Consider the following 25,506-nt stretch of genomic DNA (forward strand, 5'->3'; position numbering starts at 1 on the left):
CTGCCCCTAAGTCAAAACTTAAGGACAGGCGTATAACCTGCGGTACCACCTTAATTGATGCATGAATAAACCATACATCCTCTCTTGCAGGGTGCCATCACACCCTTAGCCCAATAACGCTGGCTATGCGTCGTAAGCTACTCATTGCTTTTCGCTCCGCCCTCAGGGGCCCATTTACCCGCTCCGTTACTTGCCAGGCTTCCACCTTCCCCGGCTCTCTTTAAAGCTGGTCTTGCGGTTTTACTTCCCCATCAACAGTTTAGAACATCTTATCATACTATGGTGAGGGAATCAATAAAATTTTTCAGATAAAAAATTTCTTATGACACCCACTGATAGACCGTGTTTTTATGGTTCTTGGCCACATACATGGCCCCATCGGCTTTTTCTATGAGCTCGTCAAGAGTATCGGAGGAATGGCTGTCGTAAACCGCTACTCCAAAGCTGCCTGTGACTTTAATCTGGGCATGCAGATAATCTACCTCAAGGGCTTCCACACTTTCCCTCATGCGTTCCGCCACCAGGGCAGCCTGCTCAACATCGGTATCCGGCAGACAAATAATGAACTCTTCTCCTCCGTAACGCCCTATAAAATCATAAGGCCTTACGTTATTGCTTAAGCAATCCGCAAATTTCTGAAGAACATAATCTCCTGCCAGATGCCCAAATTGGTCGTTGACTTTCTTGAAATAGTCAATATCGACCAAGATCATAGCAAAGCCTTCCTGAGTGCGCTTGGTTCGTTCCAACTCTTCCTGAAGCCGTTCGATAAAAGCCCTGCGGTTCAGGGTCTTGGTCAGATAATCGGTACGGGCCAGGACTTCAGCATTATCCCGGGACTTACGCAGCTCATCCTCGGCATTTTTGGCAATGGTCATATCCTGGATCTGGGCGACAAAATACTTGAGGTTGCCCCGTTCGGTGCGGACGGCGGAAATAGTTGATCTGACCCAAATGGTGCTGCCATTTTTATGGATATAGCGCTTAACCGTGGTAAAGGAATGGATATTGCCGGCAAAAACTTCTTGAAGGTAGGGAGTATCTTTTTCCTGATCTTCCGGGTGAGTCAGTTCTTTAACAGCCATCTTCAACAACTCTGGCCGCGTATAGCCGGTAATCTCCCCATAGGCCCGGTTGACTTTCAGGAAACGGCAATCAGGGCTGACTATCGCCATCCCTAACGCCGTGTGTTCAAAGGCATTTTTCGTAATCCATACGTGAGCAACCTGGTTGACCACGGCCCGGTGATACTTTTTAGTATGCCATAAGCCGATGCCAAGGATAATCATCAAAACGATGATAAGCCCATAAGACATAAGAACACCCTCTAAAATACCTATGCTGATTGTATACCTTAATTCTATCTCAAAACCATTGTTTTGAAAATCAGCCAATCCTTAACAAATCATTAACAATTCGGCTGTTGGAAAAAGGGGCCGAGCCCGCGCTATCCGGCTGAATAAGAGAGGAGAGAACTATTTGAAATAGAATCAAACAGCTCTTCTCTCTCAAGAATTATTCAAATACTTATTTAATATTTTTTATGGCAGCATCGCCAAAGACGGGGGTGACAATTTTTTCATAAGGTGCGGTTTTACTCAATTCCCCGGCATCCTGCAGAGCTTTTTGCAGAACATGGAGATCTTTTTCCAGCAAGACGGGATCCTTCTTCCAGCTGTTTTGCTCCTTGTAGCGTTTCACAACCGTGGTCAAAACCTCTTCTTCTGTATCTGGAAAATGAGCTTTAATCGCTTGGGCGATTTCCTCCGGTGAGTGGGATTCTATCCAGAGTTGGCCTTTGTAGACTGCATTGGTAAACTTCTGGATGATATTAGGGTTTCTCTCCATATAGCTCTTCTTGGCAAAATAAGCCGTGTAAGGCACTTCGCCGCTTTCCTTGCCCAGGGAAGCCACAATGTAAGCTTTCCCCTCCTTCTCCATCATGGAGCCTGTAGGTTCGAAAAGAATGACATAATCCCCTTGACCACCCAGGAAAGCTCCGGGCATGGCGTTAAATTGCATGGTGGTATCGATGAAAACATCCTTTCCCGGGGTCAATCCGTTATTGCGGAGCACATATTGCAGGATAATTTCGGGCATGCCCCCTTTTCTGCCGCCAATAATGGTTTTTCCTTTAAGATCGCTCCAGCTGAAGTCAGGGTCCTCCTCCCTGCCGATGAGGAAGGTTCCGTCCCCGTTGGTCAGCTGAGCGAAGACGATGGCATTATCCTCTTTCCCTTCATTGTACACGTAAATGGTGGCTTCCGGACCGGCAAGACCAACCTCCACCTGACCCGTCAAGACGGCGGTCATGACTTTATCCGCTCCGCCTCCGTTGGTCAGCTCAATCTCCAGTCCTTCTTCTTCAAAAAGGCCTTGAGACAGGGCCACATATTGGGGTGCATAGAAGATGGAATGGGTGACCTCCGAGACTCGGATTTTGGTGAGTTGGTCTTGTTTGCCACCGGTGTTGCCGCACCCTGTTAATATTAGAAATACCACTAACACAAGGAACATAAGTAGGCCTAATCGGCGTTTCATAGTAACCCTCCCTTTATGAATCTGAATTCTTGACCAGGATCTTTTCGAACAAAACCACCCCCTGATACATTAATGCCGCAGCTATGCCCAGGATGAAGACGCTGGTCATAACCAAATCCAGCTTAAACACCTGACCTCCATAAACGATGAGATAGCCCAGCCCCGCTTTGGAGACGAGGAATTCACCGACGATAACCCCAACCCAGGAGAGTCCGACATTTATTTTCAGAGCATTGACGATGGTGGGAAAGGAGGCCGGCAGAAGAACTTTGGTGAGCACCTGAATCTTTGTGCCGCCAAAGGTCTGAACCAGCTTGATTTTCTCTTGGTCTATGGATAAAAAACCGTTGAGCACTTCCAGAATAGTGACAATCAGGGAAATAGCCAGGGTCATGACGATAATGGCTGCCGGACCGGCGCCGATCCAGACAATGAAGATGGGACCCAGGGCAATTTTGGGCAGACTGTTAAGAATAACGAGATAAGGTTCTGAGACTTTGGAGATAAATTCAGACCACCACAGGACGATGGCGATCATCGTTCCCAAGACCGTTCCCAGGATAAAGCCGACGATGGTTTCCATACAGGTAATGGCTATATGATGAAGCAATACACCTTCTTGATGAAGGTTGATCATGGTTTTCAGCACACGGCTGGGCTGACTGGTAATGAAGGGATCCACAATGCCGGCCCGGGCACAGATCTCCCATAAGCCCAGGGCGATGATCAGAATTAAAGCCTGAGTCACTCTGACTTTGACTTTTTCCTGTCTTACCTTTTTCAGATAGGCTCTATGTTCCGGAGAACTATTAGACATGGACATCCAGCTCCTTCCATATTTCTTGAAAGTAGGTCTGGAATTCCGGCATATCCCTGGATTTTAAAGGGGTTCTCTTTCCGCAATTCATGTGAATCTCATAGATTTTCTTGACCGTACCCGGCCGTTTGCTGAGCACTACCACCCGATCCGCCATACTGATGCTCTCGGCAATATCATGAGTGACCATAATGGCTGTTTTGTTCTCTTTCTTAATAATAGTGTAAATATCTTCGTTAACAGCCAGGCGGGTCTGATAATCCAAAGCCGAGAAGGCTTCATCTAAAAGCAGGATTTGCGGATTGGTGACCAGGGTGCGGATAAGGGCTGCTCTTTGCCTCATCCCTCCCGAGAGCTGATTGGGGTATTTATTACGAAATTCATAAAGCCCGTAAGTCTGCAGGAGGTGCTCTGTGTAGGCTTTGGCCTCCGGTGTCAGGGCTTTTTGAATCTCCAGCCCCAGCTTGATGTTCTGTAAAATAGTCCGCCACTCAAAGAGATGGTCCTTCTGCAGCATATAGCCAATCTTGGGCGATGTTCCTGCGACCACCTCACCCTCCACAAGAACTCTTCCTGCTGTGGGGGAAATCAATCCGCAGATAATGGATAGAAGGGTTGATTTGCCGCAGCCGCTGGGACCGACAATACTGACAAACTCACCTTCATAAACATCAAGGTTGATCTCTTCAAGGGCTGTGATTTCTCCGTTAAGGGATTGATATTTCATGCCAAGGTTATGCAATTCCACAACCTTTCTCAAGGCCCCTCCCCCCTTCTTTTTGCACTCAGCACTTTCACTATCTGTAATAGTGTATTGAATCCCCCGAAGATGGGTGAGTGTTTAAGACATAAAAAAGTGAAAAAAGGGGACAGGTCCCGCTTTTCGTTCTGAAAAGCGGGACCTGTCCCCTTTTTTCATCCTTTTTTCACTTACGCCTTGGTCGGCTTGAGTATTTCCTGAACACCTTTATCGATCCTCATGATTTGGCTGCCGAGGATCTCCGCTTCCCGGGGATCATGGGTGACCATAATAAAAGGGATCTGCCAGTGCTTCTGGACTTTTAAAAGTTCTTGCTGGAGAAGGGCCCGGGTATCGGGATCCAGGGCCGAGAGGGATTCATCCAGGAGGAGGAGTTCCGGCTCCGTCATCAGCGCCCGGGCTAAAGCCACCCGCTGTTTTTCTCCTCCAGATATCTGCGAAGGATAACGCTTCCGCAAGTGACCGATTTTAAGGATGTCCAGAAGCTCCGTCACACCCATGGCTTTATGGGAGGCTGCGGCCGCTTCTGCCGGCTTAGGCTTGCCATAGAGGACATTTTTTTCGATGGTCATATGAGGAAACAGGGCGTAATCCTGAAAGACATAGCCAATCCGGCGTTTGCGAACCGGGATATTGATTTTCTGATCAGAAGAAAAGATGGTTTTACCATTGATCCAAATATCTCCCCGGGTAGGGTTCTGCAACCCTGCCAAGCACTGGAGGACCGTGGTCTTCCCTGCTCCCGAGGGACCGACAATGGCCAGGATATGGTTATCCACCTCAAAATCCACTGCCAAGGTAAAGGAGGGCAGCTTTTTCTGGAAATTCACCTTGATCATCAAGCTATCCTCCTGTCAGGCTTGGTCTGGTTGCTCTTACCTTTTCCCCAATGATTAAGTCCGAAAATGACCAGAAAGCTGAACAACACCATAATCGAGACGAGAATCCAGGCCTGACGGGTGTCTCCGGCTTCACTGGCAAAATAAATGGCCAAAGGCATGGTGGAGGTCCGGCCAGGAATATTGCCGGCCAGCATGAGGGTTGCTCCAAATTCGCCGAGGGAACGGGCGAAAGCCAATACAAAACCTGCCACACAGCCATTCCATGCTAAAGGAATGGTGACGGTGAAGAAGACCCTTAACTCCCCGGCCCCCAGGGTTCGGGCCGCTTTCTCGAGTTGGGGATCCACGCTCTCGATGGCTGCTTTGACAGACTGGTACATCATCGGGAAGGATACCACCGCCGCGGCGATAATCGCTCCCCAAATGGTGAAGACCACCGTCACACCAAACACCTCTCCCAGGAGCTTGCCGACAGGTCCATTCTTGCCAAAAGTATAGAGCAAGACAAATCCGACCACAGAGGGCGGCAGAACCAGGGGTAAGGTCAGAATGGATTCCACAACGGCCTTTCCTGTGAACTGGCGCTTGGCCATCAGCGTGGCAATGGGAATAGCAAAGCAGACTACAATCACCACTGCGGCCACGGCAACTTTTACAGATAAGATAATGGGTGAAACATTAAAATTCATCTCTATTCCCTCAAATTTTCCCTCAAATTTATCGGAAGTCAGTAAAAACCATAGGTATAATCAGCCTCAGCAAGAAAAACAATGCCAAGACCGATTATACCTTTAAATGCACTGTATTTGTACTTTATTTTGTCTTTTATCTAAAGTAATTTCCAGTTTTTATTTGCTTAAGTTGGTTTTAAAACCGAATTTGGCGAAGATGTCCTGAGCGTCTGAGCTTTTCAGATAGGTTAAGAAGGCATTAGCCGCTTCCTTTTCCTTGGTTGCCGAAACAATTCCGGCCGGATAGGTTATGGCTTTATGGCTGTCGGCGGGGAAAGCTTTCACTACTTTGACTTTTGTTGAGCCTTGAGCGTCAGATTTATAGACGACTCCCGCTTCAGCGTTGCCGGTCTCCACATAGTTCAACACCTGAGTGACATCTTTAGCCTGAACAAATTTGGGTTCCAGGGTATCCCAAAGCTTAAGGGAGGTGAAGGCCTCTTTGGCATATTTGCCGGCGGGGACGGATTCCGGAGTGCCGATACCGATCTGCTTCACACTTTCCTTGGACAGATCCTGTATGGAGTTAACATTGGTATCGTTGGCGCCGACGACAAGAACCAAATCATTGCCCAGCAGATCGACAACACTGTCTTTATCCATTAAGTTCTTTTCCAAGAGAGCGTCCACCTGGGATTTTCCCGCTGAAATAAACAGATCGGCCGGAGCTCCATTCTCGATTTGCTGTTGCAGGGTTCCTGAAGCACCCATGTTAAAGGTCAGTTTAACATTAGGCTCTTTGGCAGCATAATCCTTCTGAATCTCCTCCAAGGAATTTTTTAAACTGGCTGCTGCGGAAACAATCAGCTCAACCTGTTTCGCAGGCTCTTGGGGAGCTGCTCCCTTATCACCGCTATCTCCGCTGTTAGGACTGCTGCCGCCGTTGTTGGCGCATCCGGTTAAGCCTAAAGAAAGTACCATACCGGAAATCAATAGGGCTTTAATCCACTTTTTCATCCTTAAACCTCCTGAAAATCATCTTTTTTCTTCCCTTCGTTTATTTATGTAAATTGATCGGCTCCGGCATTAAAAAGCCAAGCCCTCAATATTTTTCATTTCGGCCTCAATTTTTGTTCTAGTATTAAAATGTTAAAAAAACTGCAAATTAAAGGAGTAAACCCTAAATCAAACAATTAAATCCAACATAATCAAACTACTACCAGAATCAAAATATAAATCATCCTCAACGAATACTATTTATCAATCAACATAAATAAACACAACTGAACTTCAGGTCTATTATATAGTATGGTATAATCATTATCAAGATATTAATGCAAGCACTCGCCAGTCTTTTACTCAATTGTTTAAAAGTGCAAATATGGGGGGAGAGATTTCCTTGTCCAATGTGACTTATACTCCTGAGGAAGTTGCAAGCATTCTAAAAATCTCCAAATTTACGGTATACGAAATGATCAAGCGGGGCGATCTCAGCGCTTACCGCATCGGTCGCAAATTTCGTATCGAAAACACGGATTTGGAGAATTACATCCGTAAATCCAAGGGAGTCTGTTCCGCTCCCACCGCCGGGAATACACCGAATCTTTCTTTGCCGGCCCATGCTCTGTCAGGATTTACAGGCAGTGAAGAGAGAATCACTCCTGACCCGCATTCTGCCTTTCCAGCTTCTTCGCTTCTCGATCAAGGCCTGGTCATCTGCGGTCAGGATATCGTCCTGGATATTTTGACCCGGCATCTGGAAAAGCAATTTTCTCAAGTCCGTTTTCTTCGTCAGTACAGCGGCAGTATTGATGGTTTGATCGCTCTCTATCGCGGTCAGGCTAATGTGGTTACCACTCATTTATGGGATAGCGACACCAACGAATACAACACTCCCTATGTCCGGAGACTGCTGCCCGGACACCCGGCCCTTATTATCAACCTGGTCTACCGCATGGAAGGTTTCTATGTGGCCAAAGGAAATCCTAAGAAGATTCTGACCTGGAGTGACTTAGGACGAGCCGATGTTCGTTTTGTCAACCGTGAACGGGGCTCGGGAGCGCGGGTGCTTCTGGACGAGCAGCTGCGTCTTGCTCATATTTCCCATGCCGGTGTCCGGGGCTATGAGGATGAAGAGATGTCACATATGGCCGTGGCCAGCCGGGTAGCCCGGGGTGAAGCCGATGTGGGGCTGGGTATTGAAAAGGCCGCCATGCAAGTCAGCTCTTTGGATTTTATACCTCTGCACAAGGAACGCTACGACCTGGTGCTTCGCAAGGAGGATTTGGCGAAGCCTCATTTCCAGGCTCTGCTGAGTATTTTGAACTCCGAGAGTTTCCGCAATGAAGTCGCAGGAATTGGCGGGTATGATATCGCCGATATGGGTAAGGTTATGGGGGAAGCTTAGCTTCCTTCCGGGCCTAATAGTTAAAGCCAGCCCCCTTAGCTTGAAGAGGACTGGCTTTTTTGTTGTGCTGGAAAAGGGTCTGAAGATGAGCCACAAAAGCAAGCGGAACGTTAAATGGCTAGTCTCTTTGGACGTTTTATTGGGATTGGTTTGTGTCGAAGGGGACGATAGGGACAACATCCAGTGTCATTCCCAATGGGTACAGCAGCTTTAAAATGGTTGTTAGCTGAGGGTCATTGCGGTTATTTTCAAGCCGGGCTATATGAGTTTGCTTAATTCCGCTGATTGCTTCCAGTTCAGTCTGACTCAATCCTTTTTCTTTTCTGGCTTCTACAATTTGGCTAACGATTTTAACTTTCAAATCAATTTCAGCTTTTTCTTCTGCTGTTAAGGATTTTATATTTTTTTTGTAATCATTCCAGGTTTTTGCCATAATTTCTTCACTCCTTTGCCCTTTGAATATAATCTTCTAAGTTTGTAAGTGCCTTTTCGATTTCCCGTCTTGGTGTTTTATTGGTTTTCTTAACAAAATGATGAAGAAGAATAAATTTGCCGTCTATCAAGCCTGCAAATAAAATTCTATCACTATATGGTCTAAGTTCCCATATCTTCCCGTCCAAATGTTTTGTATAGGGCTCGCCGATTGGCCCTAGTTTCTCCAGAATGTCCAAATACTCATAAATCTTTTTAAGCCGGACTCGGTTTGCCTTGCTGGTTGCCGCTTTCTTATCCAGTTTATCTAAAAAATCTTCAATTGGTGAATTGCCTTGAGCATCATTATAAAATTCAATTTGAAACATTTTATATTATTCACCTCTCACCATAGAATATACCTTATTTGGTCTAGTTTTTCAATGGCTGCAAGGGATTGTGGCTTTTGATTGTCTTTTCTTTAACAAGTGAAATTTTTTAATTAAAGTAAGCCTCCCCCGCGCAAGAGAAGGCTTTGCTATATCTACCTTATACAGGCTCCATTTCCTTGCACCTTGCGCGGCACCGGAATAGGCTTTACTTCATCCGAGCTTTAATGCGCTCGATAGCTTTTTCGGTATTCTCACGGGTTCCAAAGGCTGTGAGGCGGAAGAATCCTTCACCGTTGGCTCCGAAACCTGCACCGGGGGTGCCGACCACATGGGCTTCTGTCATCAGTTTATCAAAAAACTCCCAGGATCCCATAGTGCCGGGGGTCTTCATCCAGATATAGGGGGCGTTTACGCCGCCAAAGACTTTAAAGCCGGCTTCCTGGAGGCCTTCCCGGATGATACGGGCATTTTCCATATAATAATCGATGGTGGCCTGGATCTGTTTTTTTCCTTCCTCAGTATAGACAGCTGCGGCTCCCGCTTGGACAGGGTAGGAGACTCCGTTGAACTTGGTGGTCTGTCTTCTCAGCCAAAGTTTATTCAAGCTATGTCCTTCGCCTGTGGAGTCATAGATCATAATATCCTTAGGAACGACAGTATAAGCGCAGCGGGTTCCGGTAAAGCCTGCGGTTTTGGAGAAGCTGCGGAATTCTACAGCCACTTCGCGCGCTCCTTCTACTTCGTAAATGCTGCGGGGCACTCCTTCTTCCCGGATGAAGGCCTCATAGGCGGAGTCAAAAAGAATGATGGCCTTATTTTCCCGCGCATAATCCACCCATACCTTCAGTTCTTCTTTGGTCAAGGTCATTCCCGTGGGATTGTTGGGGAAGCAAAGGTAGATCATATCCACAGGTGCCGTGGGCAATTCAGGCTTCATGTCCCCTTCTTCAGTACAGGGCAGATAGATAATTCTGCCATACTGCCCTTTCTCTGTATCATAGTTCCCTGTTCTTCCCGCCATGACATTGCTGTCGACATAGACGGGATAGACCGGATCGGTCACAGCCATGATATTATCCACGCCAAAGATCTCCTGGAAATTGGCTGTATCGCTTTTGGCACCGTCACTGACAAAGACTTCATCCATTCCCAGCTGAACTCCCCGAGGGGCATAATCATTGGCAATGATCTTCTCAATCAAAAAATCATACCCTTGCTCAGGGCCGTATCCCCGGAAAGTCTCCGCCCTGCCCATCTCCTCCACAGCCTGCTTCATGGCTTCGACAACGACGGGAGCAAGGGGTCTCGTCACATCACCGATTCCCAGGCGGATAATATCCGCATCAGGATTTTGAACCTTAAATTCATTGACTCTCCGTGCTATTTCCGAAAACAAATAACTCCCCGGCAGCTTTAAGTAATTCTCATTGATCTGAGCCATAGTTCCAGTCCCCTTTCTTATCGTAACCCCCGAAGTAACCCCCGAAAACGCCGCTTCGTGTTGGTCGGCCTTATACACCGTGAAAACTCCTGTGACTTAGCACCTGATGGATTTTGATGTATTATTATGAATTACGATGTATTGTTATAAATTATAGTATTATTTCCCGTCTTTTTGCAACTCTTCCCTGAGGATTTTTTCCCTGGAAAACGCTTGAGTGAATTCTAAACGCCCTAGTCCCACTTTTATGGTGAGGTTAGGGCGTTGCTTGGTCGATGGGATGTTGGCCGTACACAGGAGATATGCGAACCCTTAAAAGTTCAGATTTGTTTCCAGGGGCTGCTTTTATTCCGTTTTAACAGCTGGCTAACCCACCGATAAACCTGAGCTCTAAACTGTCTTGACAAAAAGCTCAACAATATGGGGATCAAATTGGGTCCCGGCACAGCGCAGGATTTCTTCTATAGCGGCTTGAGTGGATTGGGCTTTCCGATAGGGCCGATCATTGGTCATGGCGTCAAAGGTATCGGCGACGGCCAGAATCCGGCACTCAATAGGAATCTCTTCTCCTGCTATGCCTAAAGGATACCCCAAACCGTCCCAATTCTCATGATGCTTGAGAATCCAATCGGCGATAGGATAAATATCCGGGGTAGATTGGGCGATGCGATAACCGATTTCACAATGTTGTTTCATGATCTCCCACTCATCCGCAGTCAGGCGCCCCTTCTTAAACAGGATCTGATCGGGAATTCCTACTTTGCCGATATCGTGGAACTGAGCGAAAAGCTTCAAATCGGAGAGTCTCTGTTCGGATAAGCCGGCCAATTGCCCTGTGCTGATAATCAGGTTCTGCACCCGCTCCGCATGGCCTTCCGTAATAAAGTCCCGGCATTCCAAAGCTTTGGAAAGGATTTGAACCTGGGAATTCCGCGTACTGTTATTGCTGTGCAGCTTTTCCCTGCCCATGGCATCATCGGCTTTTCTCAGCAGCTCGCTCATGTTCACGCCGCCGGCTCCGGAGCAGGCATACCCCAGGGAGATATCCAAAGGGTATCCGTCATGATCCTTATTGTATTTTTCTACATTCCTGCGGAATAGCTGGCAGGCCTGTTCCAGATCCACATTCTTATCTTTTTCGATGAGCACCGCGAATTCATCCCCCCCGATGCGGGCGACAAGATGTTCCTCGAAGCACTCGTTGAGCAGCCTTGCCGTCGTCACTAAGACCTGGTCTCCCGCTTCGCTGCCGAAGGTTGTGTTGATCAGCTTCAGGCCGTTGACATCGGCCATAATTAAGCCAACTTCCTGGCCGGGGTCTGTCTCATACCTGCGCAGCTCCTGCTCAAAGTAGACGCGGTTATAGAGCCCTGTCAACCGATCATGCAGGTTTAAGAATTGCAGCTCGGCTTCGGTTTTCTTCCATTCGGTAATATCGATAATGGAAAGAACCGTTTGCGTAGTCTGGGGGATGACCTCCGCGGAAACGATGACATCTTTTAGATTGCCCCGGCTGTCTTTATACTTCATTTCATACTGACGGGGTATCTGCGGATCCCTTTGGAGTCTTCTCCGGTTATATTCTTTCAGCCGCCCTACTTCAGTGTCGGGCAGAAAATCCGTAAGATAAGCTATATTGTCAATTTTGGCGCTGGGTAAATCCAAAAGCCTTTCGGCCTGAGGATTGGAGAGCAGTATCTTTAAATTTTCGTCTACGATTAAAAAGGCGCTCCCTGAATGATTAAATATGGTGCGGTAGCGATTTTCCGACCACATCAATTGATATTGAATCCTGCCTTGCTCTACTGCATTGGCAAAGGTCTCTGTAACCAGCTTCAGGGGATTGAGGATTTCCTTAAAAGGCAGCCCGCCAGAAGATATGTTGACGATGATCAGCACACCGAGCAAGGAGCCTTTAAAATTAAGAGGAATGGTTAAAATGGAATCTTTACTGAACACTTCCTGGGCAAAATATTCGATCTCTTTGAACTCATCCTGAAGAGCAGGTTTCTGGCATAAGATTTCGCCCTGTTGCCAGCGCCCTCTTAACTCGGCAAAGGTGTCGGAAGGAATCACACATCCGCAAGCTTGCTGGCCATGTTCACGGACGCTGACGTATTCTTTCAAATTCCCGCCGAGATAGAGGCAGACTTCCTCGGCCTTAAATAACTTTAAAATATCCTTGAGGGACTCTTCCGCAGCTGCTTTAAAATCCTCTTGCTGATTAAAGCGGGCAGAGATACTGGCCAATCTCTCTTCAAACTTCAGTTTGCGAATCACCATTTCTTCAGCTTCATACCGGAGAACAGTGCTTTCCAAGGCTTTTTCCAGGTTGTGCCGATAGATAGCTTCCGCAACAAGAGGTCGTATGGTCTCGATGAAGTGGATATCTTCCTCAGAAAACACCCCGTCCTTGATGTCGGCAATATGTATAGCCCCTACGACCTTCCCTTGATGAAGGAGGGGGATAACGGCTAAGCTTTTGAATTGCTTATGGGCACAGAGGCCGCGGAAATTTAAAAGCTGGTCCTCTCTCAACTCTTCGACATAGCGATAGAAGTTTGGTGCATAGTAGGTGCCCGCTGCCGAGACATGATCTTGATCCTCACTTTTAAATTGCTGCTTTAAAACCCGCAGACAGACGCACTCATCCCCTTCCACCGAGATGCAGCTTTCAGAAGCAATAAAATCTTTATCAAACCCCCGATGCACTACATAGGGAGCAAGGCCGGCCTCTCTAAGCACCCGAATACCAATATTCTCACATCCGGTCCATCCTGAGAGAAAATCAATAACTCCGTTGAGGTATTCTTCAAGAGAGTTTTTATTGCTGAGTTGATTAAGAAGGTTGAGCACAGCCATGAGCTTGACATCCTGGACATCCTGTTGCATTCTCATTCCTCCATCACGGTAATGATCCTCTGGTTGCCAGATTCTATTGATTCCCAACGCTAAAACTTCTTCAAGCAAATTCATATTCCTGCTCATTTTTCCTATGTGGTTAGAAAATTCACGAAACTTTAACCCCTAGAAAACATTATGATGCCCTTAGCATTTTAAAACCAAAAAAGCTTGAGATTCAAATGAATCTCAAGCAAGATCCTCCAGCCCAGTGCAGATCGGGGAGATTCACTTGGCACTTTGCAATTTCTTCCTTAAAAGGTAGGCATGGATCTCTATGGCAATCCGTCTGCCTTCCCCCATAGCCTTGACCACGGTAGCCGGGCCATGAACCACATCACCTGCCGCAAAGACCCCCTCCCGGGTGGTCATGCCGTGTTCATTGCAAATCAGTAAGCCCTGCTTATTAATCTCAAAACCTTGGGAAGTGGTCACGATCCGGGCGTAGGGCCTTTGGCCAATGGCAAAAATGACTTTATCCGCCGGTAAAACAAAGCTTTCCTCTTCCTTAATGACAACTTTACCCGCTGGGGACACCATGGTGTTGACGCATTTTATGCCCGTTACATTCTCCTCTCCCAATATGGCCAAAGGAGCCGCATAAGTGCGGATCTTAACACCATCGGCTATGGCCTCGTCCCGCTCAATATCCCGGGCGGCCATGTCATTCAAGCCTCTGCGCGCCAGGACGGTTACCTCCGCTCCTAAACGGCTGGCAGTGCGGGCAGCATCCATGGCCACATTGCCGGCACCGATCACCACCACATGTTCTCCTTTTTCCACCGGAAGCTCCTGCTCAGGCAATTGGCCTGAATTATAGAGATTGATGGTCTGCAGGACATAAAGGGCCGATATGACCCCTTCCAAATACTCTCCGGGAAGTTCCAGAGTTTTCGGCAGCCCGGCACCTGTACCGATAAAGACCGCCTGATACCCCTGGGTCAACAGATCGTCCAGGAAGAGATCCACACCGACTAAAGTATTGAGCCTGAATTCCACACCCAGGTTTTCAATCTTTTTTATATCACGGCGTACAACATCCTTAGGCAAGCGATACTCCGGTATGCCGTGGAGCAGCACTCCCCCGGGTTCTGCCTCTCCTTCGAAGATGGTAACGGCATAGCCAAGCTGGGCCAGTTGGACTGCCGCCGCTAAACCTGCCGGTCCGGAGCCAATGACGGCAATGGCCCCCATGGTGGCAGCCACTTTAGGAAACCCTACCTCGGTGGCGTTGTCAGCAATAAACTGCTCCAGCTTACCAATGCGAATTGCTTTACCCTTGCGGGCTAAAATGCAGCTTGCCTCACACTGTTTTTCCTGAGGACATACCCTGCCGCAAACGGCCGGTAAATAGCTGTGGCGATAGATAGCTTCCAAACCTTGAGCATACTCTCCCTCTTTTAAGGCCCGGATGAACTGGGGTATGGCATTGTTCACCGGGCAACCTTGACGGCATAAGGGTTTTTTGCATTGGAGACAACGTGAGGCTTCGGCAAGAGCTTCTTCCTGACTGAATCCGGATTCAAATTTCATCATCTTACTCACTTTTATCTCCCCTCATACTTAAGGTTTTAGGTTTTCTCTCTGTTGAGTTTTACAGATTGAAACAAAAAAATATAGTTGATTATACCATAGATTTTTTTAGTGAAGGGTGTAAAGATTTTAACGAGCAGGCTGAAATTCCCGGTAATTCTATCCATTCTTAAAAAAACACCCATGCCTGATATAGATAAAAAAATAGGGAACTGTCCCCAAAAGGATGTTCCCTATGCCCGCTTGGCTAATATTATTCGACTAATATTACTTGTCTAATCTTATTTGAAGTAACGGTTAAGCAGTCCCAAGAAAGCTTTGCCATGACGAGCTTCATCTTTGCACATTTCATGAACGGTATCATGAATGGCATCCAGATTGAGCTTCTTGGCCAAGGTTGCCAGGTCTTTTTTGCCTTGAGTAGCACCGTATTCCGCTTCCACTCTCATTTCGAGATTTTTCTTGGTATCGGCCACGACCACTTCGCCTAAAAGTTCGGCGAATTTTGCAGCGTGTTCCGCTTCTTCGAAAGCGATCCGTTTATAAGCTTCAGCCACTTCAGGATACCCTTCACGATCGGCTTGACGGCTCATGGCCAGGTACATTCCCACTTCAGTGCATTCGCCCATAAAATTGGCTCTCAGGTCTTCGATCACTTCCGGATCCACACCTTCGGCAACCCCAATTCTATGCTCATCGGCCCATTGAAGGTTTTCTTCGCTTTTTTCAATGAACTTCTCTTTACCTACTTTACATTGTGGACATTGCTCGGGAGCTTCCATGCCTTCATAAATATAACCACAAACTGCACAAACAAATTTTTTCATCTTTCAATTCTCTCCTTTTATCTTACATTGATTAAATGGTGAGCTATGTTGTTGCCGCTCATTACATATATTATTATATTATAATTATTCTAAATGTCAATAGTCTTTAGCATTTCTTTTCTTTCTGCCTGTCCGAAATTTGGAATCGCGGCTAAAAACCGCAAAAAGATGGAGCTATAAGTCTTGGGACTCATAACTCCATCTTATCTTAAAAGAAACTTATCATGGAAAGCTGTCTCGTCCAGTGAGACTTAGGTTCCAATCATCGGCGTAACTCCCATGGCGTAGAAGAGATATCGTCCGATGAATTCACCTGCGATAACCAGGGCCAAAGCGAGATAAACGGTGCCTGTGGAAAGGGTTTTTCCTTTTGCTCCTTTGTTAAGAGCCGCTACCAGCAGGATTACGCCCGCTATGGAGAGAACTCCTCTGCCGGCCAACACACCCATGCTGTCGGTCAGAATTTGGGCAGAAGCTTCTGCCGCAGTTCCACCCCCATTTAAGCCGGAGGTGAAGACGGGAAGATAAGCCAGGGGCAGGAGGACGGAAGCCGCTCCCAGGTAGGCCATATTTCTCAAGGTTTTAATAAGTCCTGCCGAGGTTTGTCCTTTAAGCCCAAAGGCAGTGGCAGCGGCTGCACCTAAGACGCCCATGGCTAAGGTTGCACCATAGAAGGCGATATAGGTGTTCACATTATCCCAGGCAGGCCGGATGGAAGAGCTGTAAATACTGGCCATGCTGAAGACGGCAGCTAACCCCATCAGAACAGTAACCCAGCCTAAGGCGTTGCTTTCTTTGCCTTTGCGTGATAACCACCAGAACACTAACCAAAGGGCGAAGAATCCGCCGGCGGTCATGATTTCCCGGCTTAACCAGGAGGACCCCAGATTCAAGATGGAGCGGGGTGCTCCCAAGGGATCGCCGAGATGGAACAATGAAAAAACTAAAGCCAACGCTGTAAGGGGACCTACAGCAGTAAATCCGCTGCGGATTGCTTTGGAGGCCTGGGAATCTTGGTTGCCTACGCCGGCCTTGACCAGCATCAGCACGATGAACATACCAATAGCCAACTGACTTAATAAAGTAAAGGTCATCAATGGCCATTCTTCTGCGAATATCATAGCATTACCTCCATTCAATTCCTAAGACTTTACGTTAATCACGATGTTGGGTTTGGTCGTCTTGGAGCTCGGCAATGCGGGAGCATCGGCATTTTGGCCGTGTTTCTGGCGGAGCTCATCAATGTCTCCATAGTCGAGACATCTCATGACACAAGCATCCACACAAGCGGGGTTTTCTCCTTTAGCCAACAGGTCAGCACACATATCGCATTTACCGACCTTTCCTTCTTCCTCCCTGTATTGGGGAGCGCCGTAAGGACAGGACCAGGTGCAAAGACGGCAGCCGATGCATTTATCGTAGTGATGAATGACAATGCCATCCTCTTTGCGCTTTTCCAAGGCACCTGTGGGGCAGTTCGCTACACATTTGGGTTCCTCACAATGGTTGCAGCTGATGGAGAAATGGAGACGACGAGGATTAGGGAATTTTCCGGTCTCGACATCATAGACCCGGCGATAACGAACGCCGACGGCTGAGTCGTTTTTATCTTTACAGGCCACTTGGCAAGCTTTGCAGCCGATACAGGTAGTTTGGTCGTAGTAAAATCCTTTTTGTGCCAAGATCACTCACTCCTTTCTATAAAACGATCCGATGGGGCCATTTTACGTCTTCTTGCAAAGGTTCTCCGTTCCATTTTTCCACTTGGCAAATGGTGGAGTTCCAAGCACCGATTCCTTGTCCGGTGGGAAGAGGTCCGGTGAGGATATTATCCGATCCTGCTTTATCCACTTGAGTCTTTTCATCGATTTCCACCCATGCTCCATGGGGCAGACCGACGACTCCCGGGGCAATCCATTCGACGATATGGGCAGGACGCAAGGTTTTACCATGGCTGCTGAAGATAAGGACGGTGTCCCCTTCTTTGATGCCCCGTTCGACCGCATCCTTAGTGGCCAGGAAGACAGGGTTGGGCCATGCTTCTCTCAGCCAGGATACATTATCGAAGATACTGTGGGAACGTCTCAGGTAGTGAGGATTGATCACCTGCAGAGGATAATCCCCTTTGACTTTGTTCTTGAAGTCTTTATAGGTTGCTTCATAGCCTTCCAGTGCCGGATTGTAGGTGGGAATGGGGCGGATTTCAGTGAACCCTTTGCCGTTGACGAAGTCAACCAAAGCCTGACAATGAATTTCCAGTTTACCGCTGGCCGTTTTAAGGGGATTGGCCACAGGGTCTTTGACAAAGTCTTTATAAGCGATGAAACCAAAATTATCTCCGGGCTTGCGCTCGATCTGGTAAACCCCTTTGGTCTTCAGCTCCTGGTAGGAGATGCGGCCCTGTTGGGGAGTTCCGGTTGCACCGAGCTCTTTGATATCAGCTTCGGTCAAGGTCACCAAAGTCTCCATGGTCTTGCCGTCGGCACCGACCACCTTAGCTCCGGCGATTTGGTTGTAGAACATTTGTTTTTCGTCGATGGGCAGAACCTTTTTGGCATCCAAGCCCATTTTCTCCGCTAATTCGTAAGCGATACGAATATCGCTTTTCGCTTCATAGAGGGGATCGGTTACTTTACGCCAGAAAATGAGAGTCTCCCTGTTGACGGAGCCGCCGAAGCCGCCGACCTTTTCCCATTCTGTGGTCACCGGGAGCACTACGTCGGCAAACTTGCTGTTAGTGGTTAAGAAATGGCTGGTGGAAAGAACAAATTCCACATGGCGGTGAGCTTCAATTCCCTTGGTTTGTCCGGAACGGGTCTGGAGATGAGCTTCCGGGCCATGGTAGATCATTTGGATATTGACATCCCGGACATCGCCTTTTCCTGCCACATAATGCCCATCAAGGATGGCCAGCCACATTTCATTATCGTTGATGGTTTCTTTAATGGGGTTGGCCACAGGAGGAAGTCCGGTGGCTCCGGGGGGAATAAGGCTGGGTCCGCCATTGGCTGTGGCAAAGTGGCAGCTTACTCCGGTCATAGCGCCGGATCTGCCCATGTTGCCGGTCATAGCGCCGAAAGTCATGAACATTTGCGGCCAGGAGTCGGAATTATGGGTACGAGCCGGTCCCCAAGCCGTTAAGAGGGCTACGCGATCTTTTTTGGCAATCTTTAAGGCTAAGTCGCGGATTCTGTCAGCAGATACTCCGCAAAGTTCCGCTGCCCATTCCGGGGTTTTCGGGGTGTTGTCATAGGTGCCGAGGACATAATCCTTAAAGTTCTCTTTGGGATCCGCACCCTCCGGCATATGATCGCTGTCAAAACCAACCGTGTACTTGTTTAAGAAATCCCAGTCAACCAAGGGATTGGTGGTGGGGTTATCCTCTTTGAGCAGAGTATAGGCCATTCCCAGGAACATAGCATGGTCTGTGCTGGGCATAATCGGAATCCACTCAGCATCCAGCAATTCCACGGTGTCGGAGTAGATAGGGTCGATGAAAACAAATTCCGCTCCGGCTTTTTTGGCCTGGAGATAGTGATAGGTGGGATTGCCACCGGCACTCCAGGAGGAGTTGCCGCCGACGATGACGATCAGCTCAGAGTTGCGCAGGTCCATCCGGTCGTTGATGCTTTGCTCCATGAATCCTTCGGCCATACCGAATTTTTCAGGACCCCAACGCCAGGAACCCCAGGAGCTGGTTCCCCAGGAACCGATATACCCGCCGGCTAAAGAAAGGAGCCGGCCGAAATCACCGGCATTGGAAGCAAAGATGCCCCGGTTGCCGTACTGATCTTTAATGCGGTTGATTTCACTGGCGACGATTTCATAAGCTTCATCCCAGGAAATGCGGACCCATTCATCACGGCCGCGAAGTTCTTTTTTACCGCCGCCAGGCTCCCAATTCTTCCGCTTCATGGGGTACTTAAGGCGATCCACGCCGAATACTTGCATTCTTTGGGAACGCCCCCGGTTACAACCTCTTTGCTGAGGATAGTCGGGAGTATCCTGGTGAGTGTCATCGGTTTTTTGACGAACCACAACACCATCCACCACATAGGCTTTGTTGGAGCAACGGCCTCCACAGTTATGCCAACATGCTACCGGTACCCATTCCCCTTCTTTTCCAGCCAGATCCGCTGAAGCTGTGGTGGAATCTACAGCAGTCAATCCGCACCCGGGAAGGGTCACCGCTGCTGCCGCTCCGGCTGTCACGGTTGCTGTCCATCCCAGAAAACGTCTTCTGTTCATTGTATAGTTCTTTGCTTTATCAATGAGATTAGCCACCTTATTCACCTCCAAATTATTTCACACAACACTGAGTACTATCCATAAGCTCTTCAAGAGCCTCTAGATCCAAAGTCAGGAATCCTTTAAGAATCTTAGCGATGCCAGGATAAAAACTGGATTGAGCATTTTCCCTGATCTTAAGGGCCAATTCGGGAACCCACTGCAGTAAATGGTTTTCCAAAAAATCTTTTTGATCGGTAAAGATCTGCTGCAGTTTCTCTATATTCCCTTCATTCATGGCTTGCCGGGCCTGCAAGGTGAGCTGATACATAAAGTCCAGCTCCAGCCCCAGATGATCATCGGCTTCCTGCATAAAATTTCTGGGCAGGAATTGATACTTGAGATAGGCCTGCCGGACTTTGAGAGTCTGTTCCTGGAAAAGAAGCCGTTCTTTGCTCAGATAGGCTGATTCCCATAGTGGGGCAGGGAGCCGGTCAGGCCCGATGAACATGCGGGTATAATCCCAATGCAGGGAGTCAAAAACTTCCGCTTTTGTTAAATCCTTCTCATGAATCAAAGCAAGAATTTGCTCTACCCCTTCTCTGATATCTTGCTGCTCCTCCTGAAAAGGAAAATTCTCAAGTAAACTTCCATCATTTAAAAAGGTGAGAAATTCAAGAGTAGGTTCCTGGAGAAAAGCTCTTCGTAATACATCATAAATAAAGGCTCGGGTTTCAAGTAAGGGTTCAATCTGTGAAATATTGTCTTTGTTCATTTTTTCACCCCCCTTTGTAATCTCATTATCCCAGAAAAGGATTTGTACGAAGTTACAAAAATTACGACATATTTTTTTGTATTTTCTTTGAATATTTAGAATTAATACAAAATATAAATCACTCCTTATTTATTGGAAATACAGAAAAGCTGTAGTCAGAAGAAATGTATCCTTTCTTTTGACTACAGCCTTGAAGATTCCATGGCTTAATTTTTAAGCCAGTACCGCTTTTTTTCTTTAGGAGGATAAAAGCGGATGGAGGGTTTGGTGAGGCGGATATCCGGAAATCCTTCTACGGTCGGCACTGTATCCTTCTCACTGTATTTATCGAACTCATGGACCTGCAGGGCCCCGGTAGGGCAAGCGGTTACACAGGCTGGAAGCAGGCCGGCCTTTTGCCGGTCAATACAGTAATCGCATTTGCTGGTTCTGTCGGCGACGGGGTCGAACTGGGGCGCCCCATAAGGGCAGGCTCCCACACAGGTTTGGCAGCCTGCACAGCGATTGGAATCGATCAGCACGATGCCATCCCTTCTTTTTATATAGGCATGCTCCGGACAGACCCGAAAACACTCCGGACTTGAGCAGTGATTGCAGGAAATGGAGAGGTAGTGCCCTTCGCCGGTGTTGGTGACGCGGCGCCAGGATACTCCCGCCGCTGTCTTGTTTTCATTTTTGCAGGCGAGAACACAGGCATGGCAGCCAATACAGCGATCCACATTGAAAAGAAACCCTTTGGTGTTGAGCTTTGTCATTTCTTTTTCACCTCTACCCAGGAATCATAAAAGGCTGCCCCGCGGGCTCCCGTCGTATGAATCCCCATATCGGTATTTTGTCCGGTCAGCAATTGGTTGGTGGTTTCCCCTTGAGCCATGACCACAACTCCCTGGGGTAGGTAAGCATTGATCTCCACCCTGCGGGAACAGGAGCCCCGATCATTGAATACTGTGACATGATCCTTGGCTTTGAGCCCCCGCTGCTCTGCGTCCTGAGGGTTAATCTCCACGGTGTCCGTCTTTTCTTCAAGGTTCAGCCAGCTTAACTCCCGGTATTGGGAGTGAAGCCTTAACAGGCTTTGGGGGGTGAGCAAACGCAATGGATAGGGAGGCTCAATTCTTTGTTCCTGAAAACGCACCAAGGCGGGGAGTTGGCTCTCTTTAGCATCTCTGGACATCAGCTGGAATTTCCCGGTCTCCGTGGGATAGCTTTGGCCGCCCCGGCTCCCGTTCAGCTTGTATTTGCGGGGACCATGAAGGAGCTCCTGCCAAGTGTCGATCTCCAATCGTTCCCTGATCTCCGGGGTGAGTTCTCCTTCAATCCAGTCCAAAGCGCTTAATCGCCAGGGAAAGCTGGAAAAGCCGGGCCGGAGCTTGTTCAGGACTTGGGTCAGACTGCGGGCAATCTCCAGGTCACTGCGGGCTTCATAGAAAGGCGGGATAGCTTTTTGATTGATGGCGATCCATTGGTGCCAGTAGCCGGCATGCAAATCATACTCTTCAAAAGGGCTGGCCGCCGGCAAAACGATGTCGGCCTGGGCCGTGGTTTCATTCATGAACAAATCCACCACCACCATGAGTTCCAATTGGTTGACAAGCTTTTGCCAGTATTGGAAGTTCTGGCCCTGGCTGAAAGGATTATGGCCTGCCAGCCAGAGGAGCTTTAAGGGGGGATTTTCCAAAGCCAACGCCTCTTGAGCAAAATGGATAATATTGAGGCTTCGCACAGAGGCCTTTTCCTGCTCAGTGGGGCGGGGAAAGTTTTTAATATGAAGGGGAAAGATATCGAGGAAATTAAAATAGTATAATCCCCCTCCTGGTTGGTTCTGATTCTTGGTTAAAGTAACCAAGGCATCGATGCCCCGCACGCTCTGGCCCCCATTGGAATAACGCTGCAGACCGAATCCTACCCAGGTAGCGCAGGGGGATTCCAGATACATTTCAGCCAGTTCTTTGATTCCCTCAAGAGGCACTCCGGTGATGGCACTGGCTTCTTCAAGGGAGACCTCCTCCTGCAGATAGCTTGCAAAAGCCTCCCAGCCATGAACATGCTCCTGAATATAATCCATATCCAGGCGATCCATTTGCCATAAATATTTAAGAGCAGCCATGGCCAGCAGCCCGTCGGTACCCGGCCGAATCTGCAGGTAACTGTCCCCTTGAGCAGCCGTAGGAGTAAACAGGGTGTCGACGACCAACAGCTTAGCCCCTTTATCTCTGGCCCGGTTGATAAAACTCCACTGATGGACAGCGGTGCGGGCAGGATTAACCCCCCACAGCACAATGCCCCTGGCTTTGGCCATATCCTCGGGATCCCGCAGCAGCTCCCCCCGGCCCCGATTATAGTTCAGTGCATCCCCTTCGGCCGACAAGCATAAATCGCCATGGACCTTGGTGTAAGACCCCAAGCCCCTGAACATTCCTTCTGTGGCGTAATGGAGAATTCCCAGGTTGCCGGAGAATTTATTATAGCCGCAGGCCAGATTCGAACCGTAACGGTCGTGAAGCTCGATCATTTTCGAGGCTATGATCTCCAAGGCCTCATCCCAGCTTAGGCGCTGCCAATTTCCTGAACCTCTGGGGAATTGGCGCAAAGGATACTTGAGGCGCCGCGGGCTGTAGACATATTCCGTGTAGGCATAGCCTTTGGCACAGAGCCGGCCGCGGGTATAACTATGCTTAGGATTCCCCTCAACCTTAAGGAGCTTCCCGTTTTCCACAGTGGAGAGAATCCCGCAAGTTCCATAACAATTACGAGGGCAGACATTATGGAAAATTTGCTTATCCATGTTTATAACCTCTCCTTAGAATGGATTAAATGTTTGATCTTAAAGGCGATGACCAGGGATACCCTGGTATCAAAGTCCTCCAGATCCAGATCCAAAATCTCCTCGATCCGTTTGAGCCGATAGCGCAGGGAATTAGGGTGAAGGAAAAGAGCGTCGGCCGTAGCCTTCAAATCACAATGATAGACGAGATAGTTCTCCAGGGTTTCGATCAGTTCATTCTTTTGTTTATCCTGAGCTTCCAGTTCAGCTAAAATCTCGCGATAGAACTCCAGCAGTTCCTGTTTATCATGGCTGTAAAGAATTCTTTCTACTCCCAGTTCCCGAAAATAAACGATGGGACCTTTATCTTTAAGGAGGGCACTAAGCTTAACGGCTACCTTGGCCTCCTGATAGCTGCGAAACAGTTCCGAAGGCTGCTCATATCTCCTGCCCACTCCCACCCGAATCACCCGGGGTGCCAGGCGTTCTTCTGCCTGAGCCAGCACTTGATTGATAATCATATTTAAATACGCCTTAAAATCACGGCGCTTTCTGGCTTCAACAGGCAGGGCTAAGACGACTTCTTCGTTTTTCTCCATAAGAATCACCGTTTTATCCAGGGACTGGGCTACGGATTGAATAATGTCATGCAAGGTGGTGACAAGATAATGATCCTGAGAATAGGACTCGTAATCCTCCAGCTCAAAAGCTGTGACCACATGGGGCAGACTCAAATCCCAGCCCCATAGCTTCCCTCTGGCGATAATATCCGCATTATCTTCTATATTGCCATAGAGCAAATCAAACAGAAAAGCATCCTGATAGTTGCGGCTGTTCTCCAAAAGCTCCGCCTTTTTTTGCAGTTCCAGAACAAAGACATTGCGAGCCTGATGAATCAGCACTTTGAGCCGGTTGTCTTCATCGGCTCCCGGATCGCATATAAACAGAAAGCCCAAGCGTTTGGCGTCATGACTAAGCTCAACAACCAGAGCCTCTGCCTTTTTCTCCCCGGCCTGGAGTTGAACCCGACCAGGAACGGGTGGCTGGAGAGGCAAGACTGCGAAGAATTCTCCTTGACTGAATCCTTCGCTGAAGGTGGATTCCAAAACCCGGTTTGAGGTGTTGGCGATCACAACTTCTCTCTGAACAAAGTGAGCAGCGCTGTCGACAAGCTCTTTAAGACCACCACCTTGAACCAGCTTATTCAATAGTTCGTTTTGCAGTTGCAAGGATTCTTCGACCATCATAACCTTCCTCCTCCCTGAGCTCTCTTTTAAGATTATTATACACTATTTTAGAATTATTCTAAAGTTTTGATTTTCCACTGTAAAAACTGAGCTCCCTCTTGACCACTGCAAAAAGGAGGGACGGTCACTACGCTCAGATAGTTGTCGCCTCTCCTTTAGGATACACAATTTTTCGCACTTAATATGTGGTTTAAATCACTCATGGGAACAATATTATTATAGGTCCCCTTCCTGGAGCAATCTTCTGTAGTAAAAGCCGCTGGCGTATAAAGCTGCCGCCGGATTATGCCCCAACACTCTGTCTTTGGTGATCAAGGTGGTGACAGGGGCTTCGGAATATTTGATAAACAGGGAATCATGGCCCACACATAGCCCTACGATCACATTGAGATCGGTTTTTTCCTCATTGAGAAGAGTGGCTTGCAGGACAGGGTTGCATAAGGACTCATGACAGCCCTTATTCACCTTGAGCTCTTCAGGCACTCCCACTTGGGTTTTGTCCACCGCACCTACTTTACAGATGATACCGTAGCTTTCCAGTCCCTTTGCTTTGAGAATTTTGGCAAAGATCCTGGCTTCGCTCATCAGTCCCACACAGGTAGCTATACCGATCTTTTTCGCCCCGATTCGTTTGGCAAAGGCCATGATTTCTTCCACCCGGGTGAGTTTGCCATAATAGGTCCCTTCGATTTCGGCGGCCGCATTGGAGAGTTTGGCCACGAAGTCGTCCTTACGGTACAGCTCATTAACCCCCTCGATGGTTTCTTCGGGGGTATGGGTTGTTAAACAGAATTGAGGAAAGGTCTTATCTTTCTTATGGCAATTTAAAAGTGCACAATCCGTGCAGCTCAATTTTTTATCCTCTTGAGTCATTGAACCATTCTCCTTCTCATTTGCCGATCTTTTGCTCCATGGGAACTATGACGGTTACTTCTTATTATAATTGTATG

Annotated in this window: 22 protein-coding genes and 1 other annotated feature; of the genes, 1 reads left to right on the forward strand and 21 read right to left on the reverse strand. The window is 48.1% G+C overall.

Annotated elements, in window-relative coordinates; all coding sequences use genetic code 11:
* Positions 1–17: 17 nt before the first annotated feature.
* Positions 18–264 (reverse strand) — a binding site (T-box leader).
* Between the two features lie 56 nt (positions 265–320).
* The 7 genes from DHAF_RS22740 to modA all read right to left on the reverse strand — a co-directional run bounded on the left by DHAF_RS22740 (position 321) and on the right by modA (position 6,648).
* Positions 321–1,316, reverse strand: coding sequence for a GGDEF domain-containing protein (locus tag DHAF_RS22740; protein ID WP_011461076.1), 996 nt, complete (start codon positions 1,314–1,316; stop codon positions 321–323).
* Positions 1,317–1,527: 211 nt separating this feature from the next.
* Entirely contained in the window at positions 1,528–2,541 is a 1,014-nt protein-coding gene (locus DHAF_RS22745) for an ABC transporter substrate-binding protein (RefSeq protein WP_015945304.1), read from the reverse strand.
* 13 nt (positions 2,542–2,554) lie between these two features.
* Complete coding sequence (locus tag DHAF_RS22750; protein ID WP_005815800.1) at positions 2,555–3,358, reverse strand: ABC transporter permease; 804 nt, start codon at positions 3,356–3,358, stop codon at positions 2,555–2,557.
* Positions 3,351–4,118: an ABC transporter ATP-binding protein gene (locus DHAF_RS22755; protein ID WP_015945305.1), complete on the reverse strand. Its 768-nt coding sequence runs from the start codon at positions 4,116–4,118 to the stop codon at positions 3,351–3,353. The genes DHAF_RS22750 and DHAF_RS22755 overlap by 8 nt, the downstream gene beginning before the upstream one ends.
* A gap of 170 nt (positions 4,119–4,288) precedes the next feature.
* Positions 4,289–4,957 (reverse strand): ATP-binding cassette domain-containing protein, encoded by a 669-nt coding sequence (locus DHAF_RS22760; RefSeq protein ID WP_005815804.1) that lies wholly within the window; start codon positions 4,955–4,957, stop codon positions 4,289–4,291.
* A complete protein-coding gene (gene modB, locus DHAF_RS22765) occupies positions 4,957–5,649 on the reverse strand; it encodes a molybdate ABC transporter permease subunit (RefSeq protein ID WP_005815806.1) in 693 nt (230 codons plus the stop codon). The genes DHAF_RS22760 and modB overlap by 1 nt, the downstream gene beginning before the upstream one ends.
* Positions 5,650–5,808: 159 nt before the next feature.
* Entirely contained in the window at positions 5,809–6,648 is an 840-nt protein-coding gene (gene modA, locus DHAF_RS22770) for a molybdate ABC transporter substrate-binding protein (protein ID WP_015945306.1), read from the reverse strand.
* A 382-nt stretch (positions 6,649–7,030) separates the two neighbouring features.
* Between modA and DHAF_RS22775 the strand changes: the two genes are divergently transcribed.
* On the forward strand, positions 7,031–8,038 hold the full coding sequence (locus tag DHAF_RS22775) for a helix-turn-helix transcriptional regulator (protein ID WP_015945307.1): 1,008 nt from the start codon (positions 7,031–7,033) through the stop codon (positions 8,036–8,038).
* 136 nt (positions 8,039–8,174) lie between these two features.
* Here DHAF_RS22775 and DHAF_RS22780 read toward each other — a convergent pair whose 3' ends face one another.
* The 14 genes from DHAF_RS22780 to DHAF_RS22845 form a co-directional block, all read right to left on the reverse strand.
* Positions 8,175–8,471, reverse strand: a complete 297-nt coding sequence (locus DHAF_RS22780; RefSeq protein ID WP_005815811.1) for a helix-turn-helix domain-containing protein — start codon at positions 8,469–8,471, stop codon at positions 8,175–8,177.
* A 7-nt stretch (positions 8,472–8,478) separates the two neighbouring features.
* Complete coding sequence (locus tag DHAF_RS22785) at positions 8,479–8,838, reverse strand: type II toxin-antitoxin system RelE/ParE family toxin (protein ID WP_011461083.1); 360 nt, start codon at positions 8,836–8,838, stop codon at positions 8,479–8,481.
* Between the two features lie 208 nt (positions 8,839–9,046).
* Complete coding sequence (locus DHAF_RS22790) at positions 9,047–10,282, reverse strand: LL-diaminopimelate aminotransferase (protein ID WP_015945308.1); 1,236 nt, start codon at positions 10,280–10,282, stop codon at positions 9,047–9,049.
* A 390-nt stretch (positions 10,283–10,672) separates the two neighbouring features.
* A complete protein-coding gene (locus DHAF_RS22795) occupies positions 10,673–13,174 on the reverse strand; it encodes an HD domain-containing phosphohydrolase (RefSeq protein WP_015945309.1) in 2,502 nt (833 codons plus the stop codon).
* A 237-nt stretch (positions 13,175–13,411) separates the two neighbouring features.
* Positions 13,412–14,728, reverse strand: a complete 1,317-nt coding sequence (locus tag DHAF_RS22800; protein ID WP_015945310.1) for an NAD(P)-dependent oxidoreductase — start codon at positions 14,726–14,728, stop codon at positions 13,412–13,414.
* Positions 14,729–14,997: 269 nt separating this feature from the next.
* The gene (locus tag DHAF_RS22805) at positions 14,998–15,543 is read right to left on the reverse strand and encodes an NADH peroxidase (protein ID WP_015945311.1); all 546 of its coding nucleotides are present in this window, start codon (positions 15,541–15,543) and stop codon (positions 14,998–15,000) included.
* A gap of 251 nt (positions 15,544–15,794) precedes the next feature.
* The gene (locus DHAF_RS22810) at positions 15,795–16,664 is read right to left on the reverse strand and encodes a dimethyl sulfoxide reductase anchor subunit family protein (protein ID WP_005815823.1); all 870 of its coding nucleotides are present in this window, start codon (positions 16,662–16,664) and stop codon (positions 15,795–15,797) included.
* A 21-nt stretch (positions 16,665–16,685) separates the two neighbouring features.
* Entirely contained in the window at positions 16,686–17,225 is a 540-nt protein-coding gene (locus DHAF_RS22815) for a DMSO/selenate family reductase complex B subunit (protein ID WP_005815824.1), read from the reverse strand.
* A 16-nt stretch (positions 17,226–17,241) separates the two neighbouring features.
* Positions 17,242–19,827, reverse strand: coding sequence for a molybdopterin-dependent oxidoreductase (locus DHAF_RS22820; protein WP_011461091.1), 2,586 nt, complete (start codon positions 19,825–19,827; stop codon positions 17,242–17,244).
* Between the two features lie 16 nt (positions 19,828–19,843).
* A complete protein-coding gene (locus DHAF_RS22825) occupies positions 19,844–20,545 on the reverse strand; it encodes a TorD/DmsD family molecular chaperone (protein ID WP_005815827.1) in 702 nt (233 codons plus the stop codon).
* A gap of 206 nt (positions 20,546–20,751) precedes the next feature.
* Complete coding sequence (locus DHAF_RS22830; RefSeq protein WP_005815828.1) at positions 20,752–21,300, reverse strand: 4Fe-4S dicluster domain-containing protein; 549 nt, start codon at positions 21,298–21,300, stop codon at positions 20,752–20,754.
* Positions 21,297–23,330, reverse strand: coding sequence for a molybdopterin-containing oxidoreductase family protein (locus tag DHAF_RS22835; protein ID WP_015945312.1), 2,034 nt, complete (start codon positions 23,328–23,330; stop codon positions 21,297–21,299). The genes DHAF_RS22830 and DHAF_RS22835 overlap by 4 nt, the downstream gene beginning before the upstream one ends.
* A gap of 2 nt (positions 23,331–23,332) precedes the next feature.
* Positions 23,333–24,556: a PucR family transcriptional regulator gene (locus DHAF_RS22840; RefSeq protein ID WP_005815831.1), complete on the reverse strand. Its 1,224-nt coding sequence runs from the start codon at positions 24,554–24,556 to the stop codon at positions 23,333–23,335.
* 216 nt (positions 24,557–24,772) lie between these two features.
* The gene (locus DHAF_RS22845; protein WP_015945313.1) at positions 24,773–25,429 is read right to left on the reverse strand and encodes a DUF1847 domain-containing protein; all 657 of its coding nucleotides are present in this window, start codon (positions 25,427–25,429) and stop codon (positions 24,773–24,775) included.
* Positions 25,430–25,506: the final 77 nt, after the last annotated feature.

Source organism: Desulfitobacterium hafniense DCB-2, from assembly GCF_000021925.1.
Taxonomy (GTDB): domain Bacteria; phylum Bacillota; class Desulfitobacteriia; order Desulfitobacteriales; family Desulfitobacteriaceae; genus Desulfitobacterium; species Desulfitobacterium hafniense.